The following is an 18,842-nucleotide window of genomic DNA, read 5'->3' as shown; positions in this document are numbered from 1 at the left end:
GAAAAACGCTAAGAGCGATCTTAGCGTTTTTTTTTTACATAAAATTGTTTGAAATTAATTTTCAACAATTGAAGTTATTTCCTGAGTAATCCATTTTACTTCATTGTTTTCAATAATAACCTTAATTGTATCACCATCTTTAACTTCACCGGCAATTATTTTCTTAGCCAAAGGTCTTCTTAAATGACTTCTGATAATACTTTTAATGGGTCTTGCACCATATTTTGCATTATAGCCATTTTCAGCCAGATGAAGTTTCGCTTCCATTGGAATTTCAACTTTAATGTTAATATTTTTCAATAAATCCATGAACTCTTTTTTAAGGTGGATTTCGAATATTTTAAGTGCATTTTCTTTACTGATTGGTGCAAAAGGTACAATTTCGGTTAAACGGCCTAAAAATTCAGGTCGGAAATAGTTACCCATAATCTCCATCAATGAACCAGAAGTTGGAATAAGGCCACTATTAAAGGTATCAACAATATGATCTGCACCAATATTTGAGGTAAAAAGTATAATGGCGTTAGAGAAATCACCTTCTTTTCCTAAACGGTCGTGTAGCTTTCCTTCATCCATAATTTGGAGAAAAACGTCAAAAACAGAAGGATGTGCTTTTTCGATTTCGTCAAATAATACAATAGAGTAGGGTTTCTGCCTGATTTTATTCACCAATAATCCACCTTCTTCATAACCCACGTATCCCGGAGGAGCTCCATAAAGTAATGCAGCCGAATGCTCCTCTTTAAACTCAGACATGTCAAATCGTATGATTGCATTTTCGTCCTGAAAAAGAAATTCAGCTAAGCTTTTGGCTAATTCCGTTTTTCCTGTTCCTGTTGGTCCGAGAAAAAAGAAAGATGCAATAGGCTGTCCCGCTTTACTTAATCCTGATCTTGATTCCAGAATAGATCCGGCAACAGTCGCAATACAATGATCCTGGCCAATAACTCTTCGGTTAAGAACTTCGTCAATTGTATTAAGTTTTTGCTTTTCTTCCTCTTTTAATTTTCCGACTGGAATACCTGTTTTTTTAGCTATAATAAGGGATAAATCAATTGGTTCAATATGTAAACGTTTATCTAAAGCCTTTTCTTCAAGTGTAACAATTAAACCCTCAATATGTCTGATAATTGATTCAGAAGTTTCAAAATGGTTATTCTCATCTTCTTCATTAGCAATTATTAAAAAGGTTGTTTTGTTTATTAGATCAGTAAGGAACCAGTTGCATTCTTTAATTAGTTGCTCTTCGGTCAGGTTTGCATCATTCTTTTTCAAAAGAGTAAGTTTGTCAATAATAGCTTGCTTTTCTTTTAAGAAAGTTTCTCCTGATGTTTTTAAAACTGACATCGTATGATCAATCAGGTTTATCGCTGATTCCGGAAGACTTTTTTCTTTTAAATATCTTCTGGAAAGTCTGATAGATTCAGAGATCGTTTCATCATCAATTTGTATTTTATGGTGTTCCTGATAAGATTTTATCGATTCACGAATCATTCGGAATAAAGTCTCATCGTTTGATTCTTCCAGTTTTACAATTTCAAACATCCCCGAAAGACCTTGTTCCTTTTCAATTCTTTTAGAAAACTCATCAATTGTTGAAGTTGCAATTATATTTAAACCTTTTGCAAGTTCACCTTTAAGCACATTTGATACTCCCGAATCTCCGCCATTTTTGTCTAATAAGGTGTGAATTTCTTCAATAATCAGAATTGCTTTTGGATATTGTTTGAGTTCCTGAATACAGTTTTTTAAACGGTCTTCGATTTCACCTTTATAAGATGCGCCTGCAATTAATGTGGATAAATCCAGCTCAAAAAGCTGCACTTTGTTTAAGGCATCCGGAACCTGATTGGTTATTACGTTTTGCACGAGAGTATCTATCAGGATTGATTTTCCAATACCACGATCACCAATCAGTAATACATTTGGTTTAGAAAACCGGCAAAGAATCTCTTTAATCGTATTTAATTCGGCTTCGCGACCAACTGCAAGTATTCTTTTTTTATTCTTTTCAAGATTTTTATGAATACAATATTTACTCAGAAAGCCTTTTTTGACCTCTTGTTTAGCGTTATTGTCATTCAGAGGAATTACAACCTGATCTTCCAGTAATTCATTTCTGGAAATAGGATAGGACTTCATTTGGTCAAAATTAAAACCAACGCCAGGAGAACTAATAGCGACTATAATAGCATAAAGACTTATTTCATCTTCGTTTAGTGCAATTCGTACTGATTCAGCTTCTTTTATAACTTCGTCAATAATATCACTAGGTTCAGCATCAATAATTTGGGTGCTTTTAGGTTCTTCTTCTATTCGAACTTCTGCCCATTCATCAAGATAGTAAACATCTTTTCCCATTGCCTCAAGGCGTTTTAAAAGCGATAAATCCCTGTTTAAAATGGCTTTTAGTAAATGAGCAGCGGAATAATATTTGTTTAAATTGGCTTTAGCAATTTTTTTGGCAATTTCAAGAGCACTTAACAGTTCAGTGCTGAAAACGTTTTTTTCTTCTTCCATACAAAATTTAGTCTTTAGACCATATAAGGTATTTTTTTACTTTGTAATTGATATTTAGTCCTTTAATGCAATTGGTTTGTTTGTCTTTGTTTAGACGAATAGATTCAATTTTTATTTTTTTTCCTTTTACAGAAGCACATAATTGCGAAAAAGTAATCAAATCTTTGTCATTTTTTACAACTGGAATATCCAGATCATCGCATAGAAAATCTGAAAAATCATCTTTTACTTTATTGCCTTCTGCTACTTTTTGGAACAGGATTTCAAATTGATCCTCAGACATTTTAGGTGCTTTTGTAATTGCAGCTACACTGTCTTTTGTTGTCTTTGTTTTTGGTGCAACAGGAACGTATTGCAGCATTTCTTCCAGTGGATCTTTTTTTAATGAACCGCGCGGAAGTGCAAAAGCTTCTGCTTTTTTCTCAAACTCATAAGAGTTTACATCCAGCGGATTGGTCTTTTTTATAACTCTTGGATGAACATAAATAACTTTTTTGGCAACACGGCTAAAATCGCCATTTATGACCAGTGTAATTGTTTTTTCCCCGGGTGTTATAAAGTTATAAACCGGATTAGAAGAGGTCTCATCTATACCCTTATTTTCTCCAAATGCCCACTCCCAGGTTTTTGCATCTTCAGATATTGATTTAAAATAAGCCGGCTGTCCAACGGTTATAGTTTTGGGGACAATGATGCGCGGAGTACCTGCTTTATCGGCGGCATATTTATCTTTTATTGTGATCTCTTTTGTGTGCGAGCAATTGCCATTTATGGTTAAAGTAACAAAGTATTTGCCCGGTTTTTTATAGATATGAAAAGTGTGTTTTCTGACATCGTTTTCTGACATGTCTCCAAAGTCCCAATTCCATGATTTTGCGTTTGGTGTTTTGTCATAAAATTCAATGGATTCCTCAGATTGCGAATGCTCTGAAAAGATGTAAAATTTAGCGTCGTCGCAGTCTACATGGTTGAAAAACTGCACAATAAATACGATTATTCCAATTAATAAAAGGACTGAGAAAAAAAACACAACCCTGATATCGATATTCTTTTGATTCATTTTTAAATTTTTAACATTTTTATATGTAAGATAATTTTAGCAAAAAACGAAACAAATGTAGTTTTAATTATTTTAACAACCTTGCTATTTATAATATAAATTTTACAAAAAATATTTGTATTCTTACAAAATATTTTATTAGGTTTGTACATATAAGATCCAAAAACGTAAGTAAATTCATAATGAATGAGTTACGCTTAAAAATGAGAAAATTCTCAACTTAAAATAATAAAAATGAATTGCAAATTCGTTTTTTAATGTTGCTTAGATTTAAAAATGAAGCTGGTGAGTAATGCTGAAATTTTTAATAATTAAAAAAAATAATAAATAATATTTTTATGAGGCAGATTGTTTTAATGATTTTGATGATGCATTTGTTTACGCAATGCTATGCCCAAAAATATATTTCTCAAATTCCTTTTAAATACGATTATTCTTTAGAAGTACTAAAAAAGCAATCGAAAATGAAAGAGACAGGTTTAAAAAACAAAACAGTAGTCAATGATAATTCTGAGAATTTAAGTGACGAAGTACTGGCTCTAAAAGAAAAATACTCCATTATTCTGGCTGTTATGCCAAATAAAATTACCAACTACAAATTATACTCCTATATAGATCCATGGCTTAATACGCCATACAAAGAGAAAAGCTTTTCTAAAAAAGGAATTGACTGCTCTTATTTTTTGCAGTCTCTATATAGTGATGTTTATAAAGTCACACTTCCAAAAGATCCGGCAGGAATGTGGAAGTCAAAATCTATCCAGATTTTTACCGGACGAAGCTTTCTGGCAGAAGGAGATCTTGTTTTTTTTAGATACGATAAGGATCATCCGATATCAGATGTTGGCTTATATCTGCATAATGACCGAATTCTGGCTTGTACAGATAAAGGGTTGGCAATTTATAATTTCAATGATGAATATTTTCAGTTACGATATATAGGCGCAGGACGAATCAACGAAGATGGAAAGAAAAAGTAAAAAAAGTCTTGAAGTACTGGCGTATGAAATAGAAAATATTCCATACGACATCAGAGCCGAAGTTGTGAGTAATGAGCTTCTGGAGAGTAAGCTGGTTGTGCAGGACGAAATTTCGATTTCGAACCATGGTCAGTTCTCACGTGCATATCGAACAGATATTTTAGGAGCAGGGATTCAGGATGATAATTATGATAAGCAGGAATATCTGAATATAAGGTTGTCAAGAGACAGTATTTACGATGCTCTTCCTGAGGGCTTTGTTCATAGTCTGACAGAGAATAACACCGATAAATCTGTAAATCAGATGATAAAGGAGCATAAACACCAGAAAAAGCAGGAAGCAGAAGCCCGTGTTTTTTTTACTCCTTTTGAAAACGAGATTTTTCATTATCGAACAAAGATAGAAAGCGTTGAAAGAAACTTTTTATATAAGCTGAACGGAAGTAAGCCATTGGATTTTTTCTATGATTTCTGGGGATTATTGCCTATTTATCCGGAAATTTTAGTGTCAAAATTTATTCAGCTTTTGCCTTATGCATACCAGATTGTTGGAGATATTGAGCTTGCCTGTCAATGCCTTTCAAGTATTATAGAGGAAAAGGTGACCTATAAAACAACAAGTTCAAAAGAGTATAGTGACGAAGGAGAGCAAATTAAGTTAGGTGAAAACAGATTAGGAGTTGATTTTATTACGGGGAAAGATTATATGGATTATTCTATGAATTTAACCATAGAAATAGGGCCAATCTCCAATAAACCGTATCAGCAATATCTTAAAAACGGAGAGATCGAAATATTTATAGATTGTTTTTGTGAACATTTTTTTCCGATGGAAGTAGAAGTAAAGACAGTTTTATTGATAAATAAAGAAACGGAAGAGTTTAATTTTAGTAAACAACCTGTGTTAGGGTATACAACACGAATTTAGTAATGGTAAAAAAGCATTTATTAGCCCTTGTTGATGTTAGGCTTATTGTATTTTTAGTCGTAATTGTTGCGGTTAGTTTTATACTGACCATGGTTTTTAGCGATAAAGTAAAAGAATTTGCAGTACAGTATAAGAGAAAATTTTACATCTATATTTTCTCCTTTGTATTGATATATGCACTCGTTGCATTTTTGGGATACAATAAATTATTTACAGAGTTATCAGACGAATTTCTATTTTATCAAATTGCATCACTGCTCTTTGGAATCCTGAATGTTTACCTGTATCGATGGTATTTTAATGAGTTTAATCTAAAAGCTACTGTTGGGATAGAATTATTGTTTTCTTTCTTAATAACACTTTATTCAAGTGTATTATTTGTAATTATTTATACGGCATTAAACGGTATTGCTTTAACTTTTTTAATGTGTTCTCATTTTCTGGTATTTATCGTGCCAACAGGAGTTTATGCGGTTTTTAATTATATGATGCAGATTCCGCCTAAGGAATATGTTACCTGGAGAATACCGGAAAGAAAAGACCCTTTTCCTGAGATTGAAAACGTTCAAATGAAGGATTTATTATTGATAACATTATTAATTCAGAAAAAAGAAAGCGACACAAAATATACCTCAATTAGATCTAAAGGTCCGGTGAGAATCGATTTTGGAGCATTGTTTTATCATACCGTTTCAGGATATAATGAGCATAATGCTGATAGCAAAATAGATTTGACAGACAATGGCGGAAATTGCAATTGGGTTTTCTTTTTACAGCCAAAATGGTATGAAACTGCAAAATATGTAGATGCAAAATATACTTTGGGTATGAATGGTATCACAGAGAATTCGGTTATTATTTGTAAAAGACAAAAAGTAGCAGAAATCAAAGTAAATAAAAAAGGAGATCAGAAAGATCCCGGTTTCATGTACGAGCCTAAGACTGAGAATAAAGAGAAGGAAAAAGTGAAAGAGAAAGAGTTAGTGGTTTAATTTTTTTTAGGATATACAATGTATTATATAGATAAATCTGAAAAGTCATCGTACGATAAATTCCGTACCTATAAAATCAAGAAAGGAGATACACTTGCTAGTGTAGCAAGAGATCTTGGCATTGAGGCTGATGAACTTAGATGGTATCATAATATGTATTGTGAAATTCCTGATCTGATTGAAGCTGATTTTAAAGGTTATCTGGAATTTTTGATTCTGGCTCCGGAAAAACCTATTGATGCGCCAAAAGAGGAAATAGAAAAGAAACTGCAAAAAGTAAGTTTGGCAAGTATCTATAAGTTGCCTTTTATTGCAGAAAAGATTAATAAAGAGTACAAAGTTCAATATACTACTGTAGTTGGTGATGAAGTAGATACACTCGAAACGGAAGTGAGCGTAAAATGGCTAGCCTCTGATAAAAATAATTTTCATTTGTTTGAGATAAACAGAGGAGTTATTTATATCAATAATGCTATACCAGATACCGTTATGGATGAACTGGCAGCAAAAACGGCAGAAGTTATATATCCGTTAAAAATTGTAGTTGATGAATCTGGTAAATGGGTCGATATCTACAATTATGATGAGATCGAAAGGCGTTGGAAGGATACAAAGAATGCAATTTTAGATTATTATGAAGGAGAAGTCACAGACAACTATATTGAACATACAGAGTATGCTTTAGAAAGTGCCGAAACATTATTAAAATCACTTGCTTCGGATTATTTTTTAAGAACCTTTTTTAACGGAATTCATGTAGGTTATACATCGAGGTATACATTTCAAAATGAAGTTTTTTTTCCATTAGAGAAAGATGAGGAATCTAAGTTTGAAGTAGAACAGAAAATTGATCCGGTTTTAGATGAATCAAATCTGGTAAGAGTAGAGCAGCAAGGAGACTATGTAGATTCCGGAAGTGAGGCCAGTTTTGGATTTGAACCCTGGAAAGGAAAATTTAAAGCTTTGTATTTGCTTGATGAACATAGCTATTGTATCGAAAAGATAAACTTAGAATGCAATATCGAGTATGATGAAATAATAAAAGTGATTATACAAATTGAGTCTTTTAAAAAAGAGGAAACTCAAATTTAAAGATAAAAACAGAGTAGTAAAGAGAATGTAATATTCATAAAGGGTAAGGCAATGAGTGAGAAACATATAGTAGTTCAGGGAGCCACACTAAAATGTAAGTTTAGTGTAGAACCGAAAACAGATATATTAAAAGTAAAATCGCAGCAAAAGCATTATGCTAATGATAAAGATGCAGAGAAAAAACTTATTGCCAGTGATAAAGACATCGGACAGACTCTGGAGAAAAATACTTTTGGAAAATGCAAAATGCAGCCAAACGGAAGTGGAGATTATTTGCCTTGTAAAGCCACAATTACAAAATGGAGTGCCATGTATGATAAAGTTACATTATCAAACAAAGGCAAAATATTATTAGAAGACAGTAAGGCAACTTGTCCTGTAGGAGGCCCGGATTGCATAGAAGTTGAAAAGCACGGACAAAAAGCAGAAGCGGGAAAGCAAAATGCCAAGAGAGCCAAACCACAGGTAAATAACCAAATTAATCCGTTGGTGAATACAACTGAGTTTAAGGAAAGTTTAGAAGAGAGTGATTCTATTTGTAAATAAAATAAAGTAGTATGTCAGATTTTAAAATAATTGGAAATCCTGAACCTATTGTTGGTAAGGAAGAATTCTACTCGGTAAATAGTTTTTTACCGAGTGCATTACCATTTCAAAATACTGCTTCTGCAACCAATAGCCCTTTTGAACTACCGGTGAAATGGGAAATATACATACTAGAAAATGGTAGATGGCGTAAAACAAAAGAAAACGATAAAACGGGAAAAAGAGTCTCCTATACCTTTCAGCAAAAAAGTTTAGAACGCAAAGGGATTCGTATGCTGGTAAGAAGAGGAGATGAAGTTGCACGTCTTAACATAAAAACACATCCTGCCGAAAAACCAAAAATTGAAAGTATAGAATTACTGGATAAAAATGCGCAAAAACCAGCTAAACCCCTTTCATACGGCCAGACTCTAAAAGCAAGAGTTCACTGTCTTCATATGGAAAAACACAAAGTGTATGTTACCCTTTGGGAAGACGATGTAAATGGCGGAGGACATGATAAAGCAAATGAAAAAAATATAATACAAACTTTACCAGCAATTGTAAAAAATGGTAAAGCAGACGTCGATTTTTTACTAAGACCAAGTTTTGCTAAAATAGCAAACAAGAGTAAAGAGGAGGGGAAAATACATGAATATTACGTTACAACAGATTTTAATAAAGATAAATTAGCCAGTAAAAATGTTGATGTAAATGATCTGGAAGCTCCGGTAGCGCCTTTGAAGAAAAAAGTTCCTGTACAACAGCCAGTTAAACCAAAAGCTGCTGTGCCGGAACCGGTTAAACCAAAAACAACTACTCCGCCGTCTTCTGCAAAAGCTAAAGCAGCCCTGACCAATGTGCATATTACAGATGCCGCGGGTAAAGCAATTTCAGGAGTTTATAAGGAGAAACAAATCAAAGTCTGGATAGATTCTGTTGGATTGATCGGGAGAGAAATTAATCTTAAGTTGTATGATAAAGATTATGTTAGTCACGATGTACTGATTGATCGAAAATTTAAGATTACCGGTAACATAATGGCTATAGACGTATTTCTGGATAAAATACCAAGAAGCCTGGGGGGAGACATTGGCGAAGGTGCTGAACAGGAATTGATTGCAGTTGTAGAAGTGTTACAGACCAGTTTGACCAAGAAAAGTACAACAGTTGAGGTTGATGCAAAAGTGTTTAAACAAGATCCTGTAGAAGTTACTAATAAGACTGCGAAGGTTGGGGAAGGTAGCGTAAGTAGTGCTAAAGGTAAAGGAGAATGTTATTGTGGTAAAGATTTTGAAGAAAATGACGTTAAAAAGTTAGTTAAACTTTTAAAAGGATCAGAAACTATCTGGGAAGGAGCTACTTTAGGTAAAAAACATATAGATTGCAATATTAGCGATAAATCTTTTTCTACCTTGACAAACTCATTAAATAATGCATTTAAAAAATATAGTATCTATTCATGTATTCAAAAAATACATTTTCTTGCTCAAGTCTGTGAAGAAACAGGAACTTTTGCTTTGTCTGAAGAAATGGAAGGTCAACATGATTCTAGTAAAAGTATATATAAAGGTCGAGGACTATTACAACTTACAGGTGTTAAAAAAGACGGAGAAAAATTATACAATGGAGCTGGACCTTATAAAGATTATGCAGATTATATAGGAAATTCAGATATTGTTAAAAAACCGGAAATAGTTGCTAATAATGCAAATTATTGTATTGATAGTGGTGCATGGATATGGAGTATTAATAAAAAAATGCCTCCAGATAGAAATTCTGGAGCAGTGAAAAGATGGGGAAGAGAAACGGCAGGAAAATCACTTAACGATTTAGCTGTTTTTGGTGATAAATATTTAGAATTGATATCTGTTTTACTTAATGGGAGAAATAAAGATAAAGGAAATATGCCTAATGGATGGGAAAAGAGAAAAAGTATGTATAATACACTCAAAACGGCTTTCTTTAAATATAATCTTTATCACAAGGATGACTCTAAACCAATAATGGCAAAAGATGTTATTACATATAATATATATTCTAGTGGTAAAATAGAGCGAAATACTCCAAAACAAATTGAATCTGGTTTTGAAAAGAAATACAAATATGTTTATCATGATAAAAAGGATAAAGAACATGAAATATGTATTGTAGATTTTGTAACTGCTAAAAATTGGATTGTTGGTTCAAAAGTAGACGGAGGAAAAGGTTGGGAGAAAAGGACTGCAGGAGGAAAAACACGATATTATCAAAAAGGTAATGGACAAGTTGAATTAGTAAAAGTAAATTTACCAATATATCATAGTGAAGGTGATGTATTAATTGATGTTGGTGATAACACAGACAGGGAATATTTAAATCCACGTGCTTTTGCATCTATGCTGGGCGCTTTAGCTGAATGTGGTTATTCAGATTTTAATTTTAATGGCTCTACTTCTTTAGATGGGACTGGAGCACCAAGTGTAACCCATGTAAATGGAGTCTCTTTTGACTTTAGATATTTAAGAAAAGATAAGACAGGTAATAATCTATATATTAATACAGATCCTAATTCTTTGGATGTGGAGAGGCAAGAAAAATTTATTGATGCTCTTATAAAATTTGGTTATTCTCAGTTCTATAGTTTTAACATCAAAATTAAAAATCAAAATTTTATACTTAAAAATTCAACTCATTTAGCTGACCACCACCACCATTTACACATTAGAAGAGAAGGATATAATCCAAATTTTAAAGAGACAAAAGAATAACGATTATGAAAAGTATTTATATAATTCTGATATGTTTTATTTTACTTTCCGCATGTACAAAGCATAAAGAAGAAAAGATAACAACCACAATAAAAAATGAGAGTATTGTTGCTAAAGATACGGTAATCGAAGAACCTGTTGAGTTAAATGATGATTGTTCATCAGATCCAATAGAGACTCTTATTACTGAATATAATGGAATTAGTTTTTATACTGAGAATACGTTGAGAGGTACTGGTGTAGTTCAGTTATCACTAAATAAGAATGTTGATATTCTTAATGAAGATAAAAGTGTATTTGGTAGTATATTATTAAGTAATAATGAGTTGGAACCTTATGAAATAAAAATTACTAAAAAAGTTATTGCACGAGAAGTAATTCCAGATATTGAACATAGAATATTTAGTTTCGATGCGGAACAACCTGAAAACGATAAGGACTTTTTAATTATCTATATAAACGGTGAAAGAAAATTGATGGAGAAGAAAAATAATAAGTATAAGTATAGCTCATGGGAAGAGTATATAAAGGCTGGATTTATTCATCTTACTCCCAAAATAGATAATTGCACAAAAGATGAGCAGATGTATTATTATAAAGTTTTGAAAATTAAGAATGATTCGATGCAGATTAAATCTGTTTCCAAAACTAGTTGTGACTACGTAGAGGAGTACAAAGATGTTACAAAATGGATTAAATGGAAAAATGATTCTTGTAAGCTTGTCATGTTTGATTTTTGTTATTAAATATTTATCAATATGAAAAATGTAATTGTTTTTTTTATAATTATTATTTTTTCTTCCTGCAAAGAGGAGAATAAAAATACTGTTTCTGTAAAAGAAACAAAAAGTAAGACCAAGAAAGTAGGAGTAAATCAAAATTTGCGGAGATTTTATATATCTGGGGAAAATGTTTTTTTAGGAGATTCAACTTTGGCGGTGAAAAATTACTTTAATAATTTGACGGATAATACAGGATATTTAACATTAAAGAAACAAAATGATGTTTATCTAAATAATTATTTAGATTTCAGAAATAATAAAATTCCTCAAATTTTTTCTAATGGAAATGCAAAACTTAAATTGGAAAAACAATCAATTATTGATAAAACAAAATATAGAATTGTATTGTATTCATTTATAAATGATAAAAAAATAGATTCAATTGAGTTTTATAGAAATGTTAGCCATCTAGAAAATGAACCCAGTAATTATACATGTTTATCTTATCTTGATTTAAAAAATAGAAAAGTTTGGCAAATAAAATATTTTTCTAGCTCTGTTGATAAATCCGTTAATTATATTTTGTACGAAAGAAACAAGATTATGGAGAATGGAAAAATTGAAACAGATTCTTTGTATTATCTAGATGAACTACAAGATGTACAAATGGGAAAATACAAGTTATATTATTAGATATTTGATACAATTAGTTAAAATAAGCTCCTTGACATATTGAAAAGAAAAGCCCCGACTAGCAAAAGTTTCGTGCTTTTGTTAGTCGAGGGAATTTAAAAATAGAAAGAATAATGAAAAAAATATTAAGTTTTGCAATTTTGACTTTATTGTTTGCTAACTGCAAGAAGAATGTAAATGCAGATAAAGATTTAGTTGATTATCCAAGTATTGAACTCACAAAAGATTCTTCCAACAAAACGGTTGAGGATAATAAAGAAGAAGTTTCTAATAGCAATGATATAAATACTAATGCCTGGACTTTTTACAAAATCTCTGAAAATTCAATTTCTGAAACTCAAAAAGAAACAAAAGAGGCAGTAATAAATAAATTTAAAAATTTAAAAATTGAAATTGATGATAAAAGTGTAAAAATTGAGAGTTTATGTTCATTTGAATATTATAAAAGTAATAAGACGCCAATAAAATATTATGAAAGTAGTAAAACTGCTAAATTATATGAATCAATATTCTTAGAGAATGGTTTAAAGCTTGGAAATGAGATTACAGTTTATCAATCATTATATCCTGAAAAGGCTTGTGAAATCCCTTGGGATGAATTATTAGTAATTGATAAGTCGTTAGTAATTGTTTATGATGATTATTTAGTTTTTTTAAAAAAGGGAATTCCTTTAATAAAAATGATATTGAACTTTTAAATAAACTAAAATAATAATGAAATTTCTTAGATACATATATGTAGTAGTAAGTATAATATTTTTGAGTAGTTGTAATGGACAGCAAAAAGAGAAAACTATTTGTATTAACAAAGATGTAGCGGTTAAAATTATTTCCGAATTGACTGAAGTTAAAGAATATCAAAAATTCATTGATTCCCTTTCTCAACATAAAAAAGGAGTTTCCTATATGATTGATGATGAAAAAATAAAAGGTGAAGATTACTATCAAATAAAAACTGGATATAATGGAAAATTGCATTGGGAGACATATAATATTTTTTATATAAATAAGAGAGACTGCAATAAAATATATATTGATGACATACTATCGGGTGATAGGATAGCAATAGAAGAATGGAGAAAAAAGAGTAAGTCTAAAAAAAATAATATAAAAACTAAAGAAGAATTATTTTCAGAATTATTTAATGAAGGGAGTAACATTGATTTTACTCCTAATGATTTAAAAGACGATAAACCTAATATAAAAGAATTCAAACAAAAATTAGATTTATTTGAAAATCAACAGCCAACATCTCAAGATTTTGACATTGATCATTTGAATTTACTTATAAACAATGAGGTATTTACAAATAATGAAAAATATATTAATAGCAGTTGGTTGGCTTATTTTATTAAAAAATATAAAATAGAATCTAGTAAAATTTTTGCTTTGATGAAGTTGGCTATTTCTCAAGAGGATTATAATGCCGTTAAAATAATAATTGACAATTCATTATATATAGTTTCACTTAAAGATTTAGAGACTGCAAAACAAAAAAATAAATATGTAGAGTCATTACATGGGAAAATAGATTTAGATGAATACTATGACCCTACTCATTCAAAAATTAAAGAAATATCGGTATTGCTGAATAAAAGTTATGATTTGAATAAAATAAAAGATGTTGATGGTTATACTAACCTAAGAAAGGAAAAAAACTCGGCATCTGAGGTACTACAAAAAATAAAAACCGGAGAGAAAATTAATGTTTTGGATAATACTGATGGAGATTGGTATTTAATACTTACTAATGAAGGTAAAAAGGGGTATGTTCATAAGAGTAGAATTGTATCTAATTAAAATAAGTTCGAAACTTTGAATTAAAAAAAATAATAGATTAAGCTCCTTGACATATTGAAAAGAAAAGCCCCGGCTAGCAAAAGTGTCATGCTTTTGTTAGCTGAGGGATTAAATGAAAAAATATATAATATTTACAGTATGTAAAGTTTGTTTGATTATATCATTGTGTAAACAATTTCCTTCCTTAAGGAAAATTGAACAAAGTAAAAGCGAAAAGAAAACAATGATAAAAACAAGATGATCTTGATAATTGGAATAGTAACAAATTGTAACTCTACGCTATCAGTTTATAAAAATAAAGAACAAGTAAATTTAGATAGAAGAAAAATTCAAGATGACACTACTGATAAATGAAATTTACATCAATTAATATTAAAAATATGAAGTCTAGCTGTATAAAATATCTAAATCAAATAATTATTACCATTTCTATTATAGCCTTATTTACGGATTGCAAAACAAATAAATCTATTGTTGAAGAAAATAGAAGTTTAAAGGATGTCAATATATATGTGACAGGATATGAATATAATGACAGTAAATTTGAACATTCGATCGAAGAAATGGCTGATGAAGTAGGGATGAGGCACGTTGCAAAATTGTGGAAAAATGGAAAAGACATTAACTTAGAAAGTAGCGAGCGATATTCAGACGCAAACTCTGTGATTGTAAACAACAAAGATGTTTATGTTGTCGGATATGTTGCATCTGACAAAGAAAATATTGCAGCTCTTTGGAAAAACGGTAAAATACAAAAGTTAACAGATGGAAAAACATTTGCTCATGCCAGATCTTTGTTTGTAGAGAATAATAATATTTATATTTTGGGTGCTCAGTTTAATAAAACTAATTATATTATAAAAGTTTGGAAAAATGGGATTCCCAAAGACGTAATTAATGGAGAAAAGTGGGTAGACGCTTATTCAATTTTTGTTGACAAAGGCGATGTCTACATTTGTGGGGATGAAAAAATAATGACTAATAAATATGGGGCAAAAATTTGGAAAAATGGGAAGCCACAAAATCTTACCGATGAAATAAATGGTTCTTATGCACTCTCTTTATGTGTAGAGAAAGATATTGTTTATGTAGTAGGATATGAATATGAAAAAGAAAACAATAAATATATTGCAAAATTATGGATAAACGGAAAAGCACAAAACCTTTCAAATGGTTCAAACAGCTCGTTTGCAAAGGCAATATATGTATACGAAAATAAAACATATATTGTTGGCAGTGAAATCATCAATGGGGTTGAGACGGTAAAATTATGGATAAATGGTAAAGCTGAATATATAACAAATGGTAAAAAAAACACCTATGCTAATTCAGTTTTTGTGCATAAAAATAATATTTACATTGTAGGATATGAGATAAATGATGTAGATAGAACTGTAGCAAAATTATGGATAAATGGCATTCCTAAAAACCTAACAGATGGAACAAAAAATGCATATGCAAATTCAATTTTTATTGAAGAAAAAAAATAGAAAACAAGTCTTTCGATTAAACAATAGTAATATTCCTGTTTTCGCATAAAACTTTTTATGCAAATCATAAAATATTCTAAATTTTAGAAAAAAAAACTTTTCAAGGACAAAATAGTATGCAGACAATAAGTATAAAATGGAAAATAATTGCCTTGCTGTTGACAATAAATGTCAAGTTACAAGCGCAATTAAAAAGTTTTAAATCTAACCAACATTTAGTTTATCAAGTAGGGCAAACTACAGAAATAAGATCCTTATTTTTTAATGATAAAATTGATTCGCCAGTTTTTAGCTTACAATACGATCAAAATTCAAATTTTTTGGATTGTGATAACTTAGATTTCTGCTATCAATTTGAAGGCAAAACTTATGATTTGCAGGGAAGAATATTTAATCAAAAAAACGTGTTTGTTACTACAGCATCACTAACGAATATTCAGATTACAAATTTACTACCTGTACAGGGTATTTTTAGTAATGGCAAGTTTGAATGCAAAAAATATAAATCAGAGGTTGGAGAAACAGGTAAGTGTATAGTTTTATTGACTACAAACTTGAATAATGAAATTGATTACAATAAGCCAATGAAAGAACTTGAAAAATTTTCAAGCGTCGAGATTCCTTTTCTAGCGAAAGGAGAAGTTATTAAACAAATTGGAGTTGAATTTACAGGAAATATATATAATAAAATTATTGAATTTGTAAAAGCCGAAGAAGTCGACGAGGAATTAATAATATCTAAAAAAAATTTAAAAGATATTCACAAATCACTAATTCTAAATGAAAAATTAGATGAAGACGAAAATGTTTCATTATCTCCAAGTTATTGTTCTATTTTGAGTTCTAGCTTAAATATTGATCCAGATGTTAAAGAGAAGACAGAAGAATTTTTAAGAGATATGTGCATATATTTTGATAGTTTTGGAAATACCAACAACAAAGATTTTTGCAGCTATTACAATAGAGAAATTGAAAGAAGAGCAACTTTTTTTGATAAGCATAGAATTTTAGATTCTTTACAAATCAAACAGTTTAAAAAAGAATTAGAGAGTTATAAAGACTCAAATCAAAAAGAAAACTTTATGTAGAATATTTATTAAGCTTTCAAATTCAAATACACCCCGCGAGCGTCTCGTTCGTGTGCATGTAGTTAAGGTTAATTTGTAGAGAATTATCAAATATTTATATTTTTTTTAAGTAATGGTATAATTAGGATTATGTTCACGAGTGAGATACTCGCGACAGTTGCTGAAATTAGCTTTAATAACTTAATTGGACATGGATATATTTTTAAATACTTGGTTCTAAATATCAAACATGAAAATTAAGTGATAGCTGAAAAACATTTTGTTTAAAACTAAAATATAAATAAGAGGAAAGTTTCAAATTAGGCTCAGTGCGCGCAATTGTTGCTATTTAACCCGAAAAAGCTTGTTATAATTGACAAAAGCATATAACTGAATTAACCAAAAAACGAATCAATACTAAAAAGAGAGAAACGAAAGATTCTCATTTCAAAATATAAAATAAAGCATTATGATAGAAAAATTAAGTCATTTTCCCGTAAACTGGATTGATGGGATGAAGATAAACAAGAACCATTTTTTATCTATTCAGGATAACGTTTCTGAGTTGGTAAACGATGCAATAGGCATTCATACCACGCCTATAAGTTATGGACTACTGGATTCTGGAAACCAGAACAAAGAGGCCACAAAAATCACTTTAGGGATAGATAATCACAAACTGCTTCGTGTGCGTGTAGAAGAATGTCACGCCATTACACCAAACGGATCGCGAATCGAGATCAGTAAAAGCAATACCGATACATTAGACCTTCAGGTTCCATACCCGGAAGATACTTATGAAATAAAAGATGGCGAACAATTGGTTTTACTGGCTTGTATATCGGTTAATTCAAAAAAGAGAATTCCTTTTGGTGAGCCAGATCCGGACGAAGTGCCGCCAAGATATCCGTACACACAGCCTGAATACAAGCTTCATTTAATTAAAGCCGAAGAATTCCGTTCCGGAATTGGATATGGTGGTTTTTATCTTGCTATTGGTAAAGTTATCATCGGAGATACCACAATTCTTGATGAAGATTATATTCCGCCATCCGTAACGGTGGCCTGTCATCCAAAGTTAGTAGACATGCAGGCACAAATTGCGCGTTCGTTTGGTCAGATTGAAATTTATGTTGTACAGATTTCTCAAAAAATTAACCGTGCACAACAAAGCGGAATTCTGGCGCAAACCGTAATGCAGCTGGCAGATAATACAGGATATTTCTTAGGAGGTTGTTTAACACAGTTTAGATGGTTCTCAGTACATGAGCATCCGGCTTCAATGTTGAGTACCGTAGTTTCATTTGCCAGAGTGATGAAGAATTTTATCGATTCAAAATCCGGAGCCGGAAAAGAAGAGATGCTGAATTATTTTGCAGAATGGTGTGATATCTCGCAAGGAGATCTTGAAATTATGTTTACAACACTTATCAATGCAGGTTATGATCACGTACATATCGATAAAACAGCTTCACTTACCATGAGTACACTTACCAGAATAGAGAAGTTGTTTGAGACACTGAGCAAACTGGATTACATTGGTAAGAAGAAAGAAAATATTGAGTTGTTTGTTGCCGAAACAGATAAAAAAGATATTGTTCATAACCCGAAACGACACGGTTTCTTTATTAAAGATTAAAAAATAAAATAGTAATAATAAATTATGGAAGTATTAAACAAACAAGAGCGTCAGAAAGCTTTTATTGCCTTTTTAGTTGCCTTTATTCTAACCTTTACAGTAATGTTAATTGCAGTTTCTTTTAATTTCTATATGCCGGTGGCAGAAAATAAAATGCTGAAAGCAGAAAATGAAATGATGAAAAGGGAATATGATTATCAAACCAACTTTTCGGTTAAAATTGATAGTATCAGAATGACTATTGATTCTATTAATTCACCAAAAGTAGACAATGATTTTCAGCAGCGTCTGGCAAATGTCATGATTGCCAATATCTATCAAAAAGTACCAAAAGATACTACTGAAAACAAAAAGCTGTACAATAATGTTATTCTGGCATACAAGAATATCATTGATTACAAAAAGCAAATTAGAAGTCTTACTCATAATTCACATTTAATAGACAGTTTAAACCAATCGGCCAAAACCTATAAAGAAGAATTAGAAAAAGTAAGCAGAGATTTAGATGTCTGCCGTCAGATTTATCAAAATCAATAAGAAGAAATAAGAGTATAGAAATCAATAAACTAATCATTTAAAAATTT

General features: G+C 30.9%; 16 protein-coding genes. 14 read left to right on the top strand and 2 right to left on the bottom strand.

From position 1 onward, the window contains the following. Nucleotides 1-54 precede the first annotated feature (54 nt). Both OLM51_RS15570 and OLM51_RS15565 read right to left on the bottom strand, forming a co-directional pair. Nucleotides 55-2,520 carry an AAA family ATPase gene (locus OLM51_RS15570; protein ID WP_264551519.1) on the bottom strand — a complete coding sequence of 822 codons (2,466 nt, stop codon included), beginning with the start codon at nucleotides 2,518-2,520 and terminating at the stop codon, nucleotides 55-57. Nucleotides 2,521-2,527: 7 nt separating this feature from the next. Continuing rightward, nucleotides 2,528-3,580, bottom strand: a complete 1,053-nt coding sequence (locus OLM51_RS15565; protein WP_264551518.1) for a PKD domain-containing protein — start codon at nucleotides 3,578-3,580, stop codon at nucleotides 2,528-2,530. Nucleotides 3,581-3,918: 338 nt separating this feature from the next. Between OLM51_RS15565 and OLM51_RS15560 the strand changes: the two genes are divergently transcribed. From OLM51_RS15560 to OLM51_RS15495, 14 genes are all read left to right on the top strand, one after another. Further along, nucleotides 3,919-4,560 carry a C40 family peptidase gene (locus OLM51_RS15560; protein WP_264551517.1) on the top strand — a complete coding sequence of 214 codons (642 nt, stop codon included), beginning with the start codon at nucleotides 3,919-3,921 and terminating at the stop codon, nucleotides 4,558-4,560. Continuing rightward, a complete protein-coding gene (locus tag OLM51_RS15555; RefSeq protein ID WP_264551516.1) occupies nucleotides 4,544-5,488 on the top strand; it encodes a type VI secretion system baseplate subunit TssG in 945 nt (314 codons plus the stop codon). Before OLM51_RS15560 ends, OLM51_RS15555 begins: the two co-directional genes overlap by 17 nt. Nucleotides 5,489-5,490: 2 nt before the next feature. Further along, on the top strand, nucleotides 5,491-6,480 hold the full coding sequence (locus OLM51_RS15550) for a TssN family type VI secretion system protein (protein ID WP_264551515.1): 990 nt from the start codon (nucleotides 5,491-5,493) through the stop codon (nucleotides 6,478-6,480). 18 nt (nucleotides 6,481-6,498) lie between these two features. Further along, nucleotides 6,499-7,572 carry a LysM peptidoglycan-binding domain-containing protein gene (locus OLM51_RS15545; RefSeq protein ID WP_264551514.1) on the top strand — a complete coding sequence of 358 codons (1,074 nt, stop codon included), beginning with the start codon at nucleotides 6,499-6,501 and terminating at the stop codon, nucleotides 7,570-7,572. A 51-nt stretch (nucleotides 7,573-7,623) separates the two neighbouring features. Next, the gene (locus tag OLM51_RS15540; RefSeq protein ID WP_264551513.1) at nucleotides 7,624-8,118 is read left to right on the top strand and encodes a DUF4280 domain-containing protein; all 495 of its coding nucleotides are present in this window, start codon (nucleotides 7,624-7,626) and stop codon (nucleotides 8,116-8,118) included. Between the two features lie 11 nt (nucleotides 8,119-8,129). After that, nucleotides 8,130-10,847: a hypothetical protein gene (locus tag OLM51_RS15535; protein WP_264551512.1), complete on the top strand. Its 2,718-nt coding sequence runs from the start codon at nucleotides 8,130-8,132 to the stop codon at nucleotides 10,845-10,847. A 5-nt stretch (nucleotides 10,848-10,852) separates the two neighbouring features. After that, nucleotides 10,853-11,593 (top strand): hypothetical protein, encoded by a 741-nt coding sequence (locus tag OLM51_RS15530; protein ID WP_264551511.1) that lies wholly within the window; start codon nucleotides 10,853-10,855, stop codon nucleotides 11,591-11,593. Nucleotides 11,594-11,605: 12 nt separating this feature from the next. Next, nucleotides 11,606-12,262 (top strand): hypothetical protein, encoded by a 657-nt coding sequence (locus OLM51_RS15525; RefSeq protein WP_264551510.1) that lies wholly within the window; start codon nucleotides 11,606-11,608, stop codon nucleotides 12,260-12,262. 113 nt (nucleotides 12,263-12,375) lie between these two features. Further along, on the top strand, nucleotides 12,376-12,960 hold the full coding sequence (locus OLM51_RS15520) for a hypothetical protein (RefSeq protein WP_264551509.1): 585 nt from the start codon (nucleotides 12,376-12,378) through the stop codon (nucleotides 12,958-12,960). A gap of 16 nt (nucleotides 12,961-12,976) precedes the next feature. Further along, entirely contained in the window at nucleotides 12,977-14,062 is a 1,086-nt protein-coding gene (locus tag OLM51_RS15515; RefSeq protein ID WP_264551508.1) for an SH3 domain-containing protein, read from the top strand. 350 nt (nucleotides 14,063-14,412) lie between these two features. After that, the gene (locus OLM51_RS15510) at nucleotides 14,413-15,552 is read left to right on the top strand and encodes a hypothetical protein (protein ID WP_264551507.1); all 1,140 of its coding nucleotides are present in this window, start codon (nucleotides 14,413-14,415) and stop codon (nucleotides 15,550-15,552) included. A 116-nt stretch (nucleotides 15,553-15,668) separates the two neighbouring features. After that, a complete protein-coding gene (locus OLM51_RS15505) occupies nucleotides 15,669-16,640 on the top strand; it encodes a hypothetical protein (RefSeq protein ID WP_264551506.1) in 972 nt (323 codons plus the stop codon). 448 nt (nucleotides 16,641-17,088) lie between these two features. Further along, on the top strand, nucleotides 17,089-18,258 hold the full coding sequence (locus OLM51_RS15500) for a hypothetical protein (RefSeq protein ID WP_264551505.1): 1,170 nt from the start codon (nucleotides 17,089-17,091) through the stop codon (nucleotides 18,256-18,258). A 24-nt stretch (nucleotides 18,259-18,282) separates the two neighbouring features. Beyond that, a complete protein-coding gene (locus OLM51_RS15495; protein ID WP_264551504.1) occupies nucleotides 18,283-18,795 on the top strand; it encodes a type VI secretion system transmembrane protein TssO in 513 nt (170 codons plus the stop codon). Nucleotides 18,796-18,842: the final 47 nt, after the last annotated feature.

Origin of the sequence: Flavobacterium sp. N2038 (assembly GCF_025947185.1) — a bacterium.
GTDB lineage: Bacteria > Bacteroidota > Bacteroidia > Flavobacteriales > Flavobacteriaceae > Flavobacterium.
Note: the sequence above shows the minus strand (reverse complement) of the source record. Positions and strands in the feature narration are given on the sequence as shown.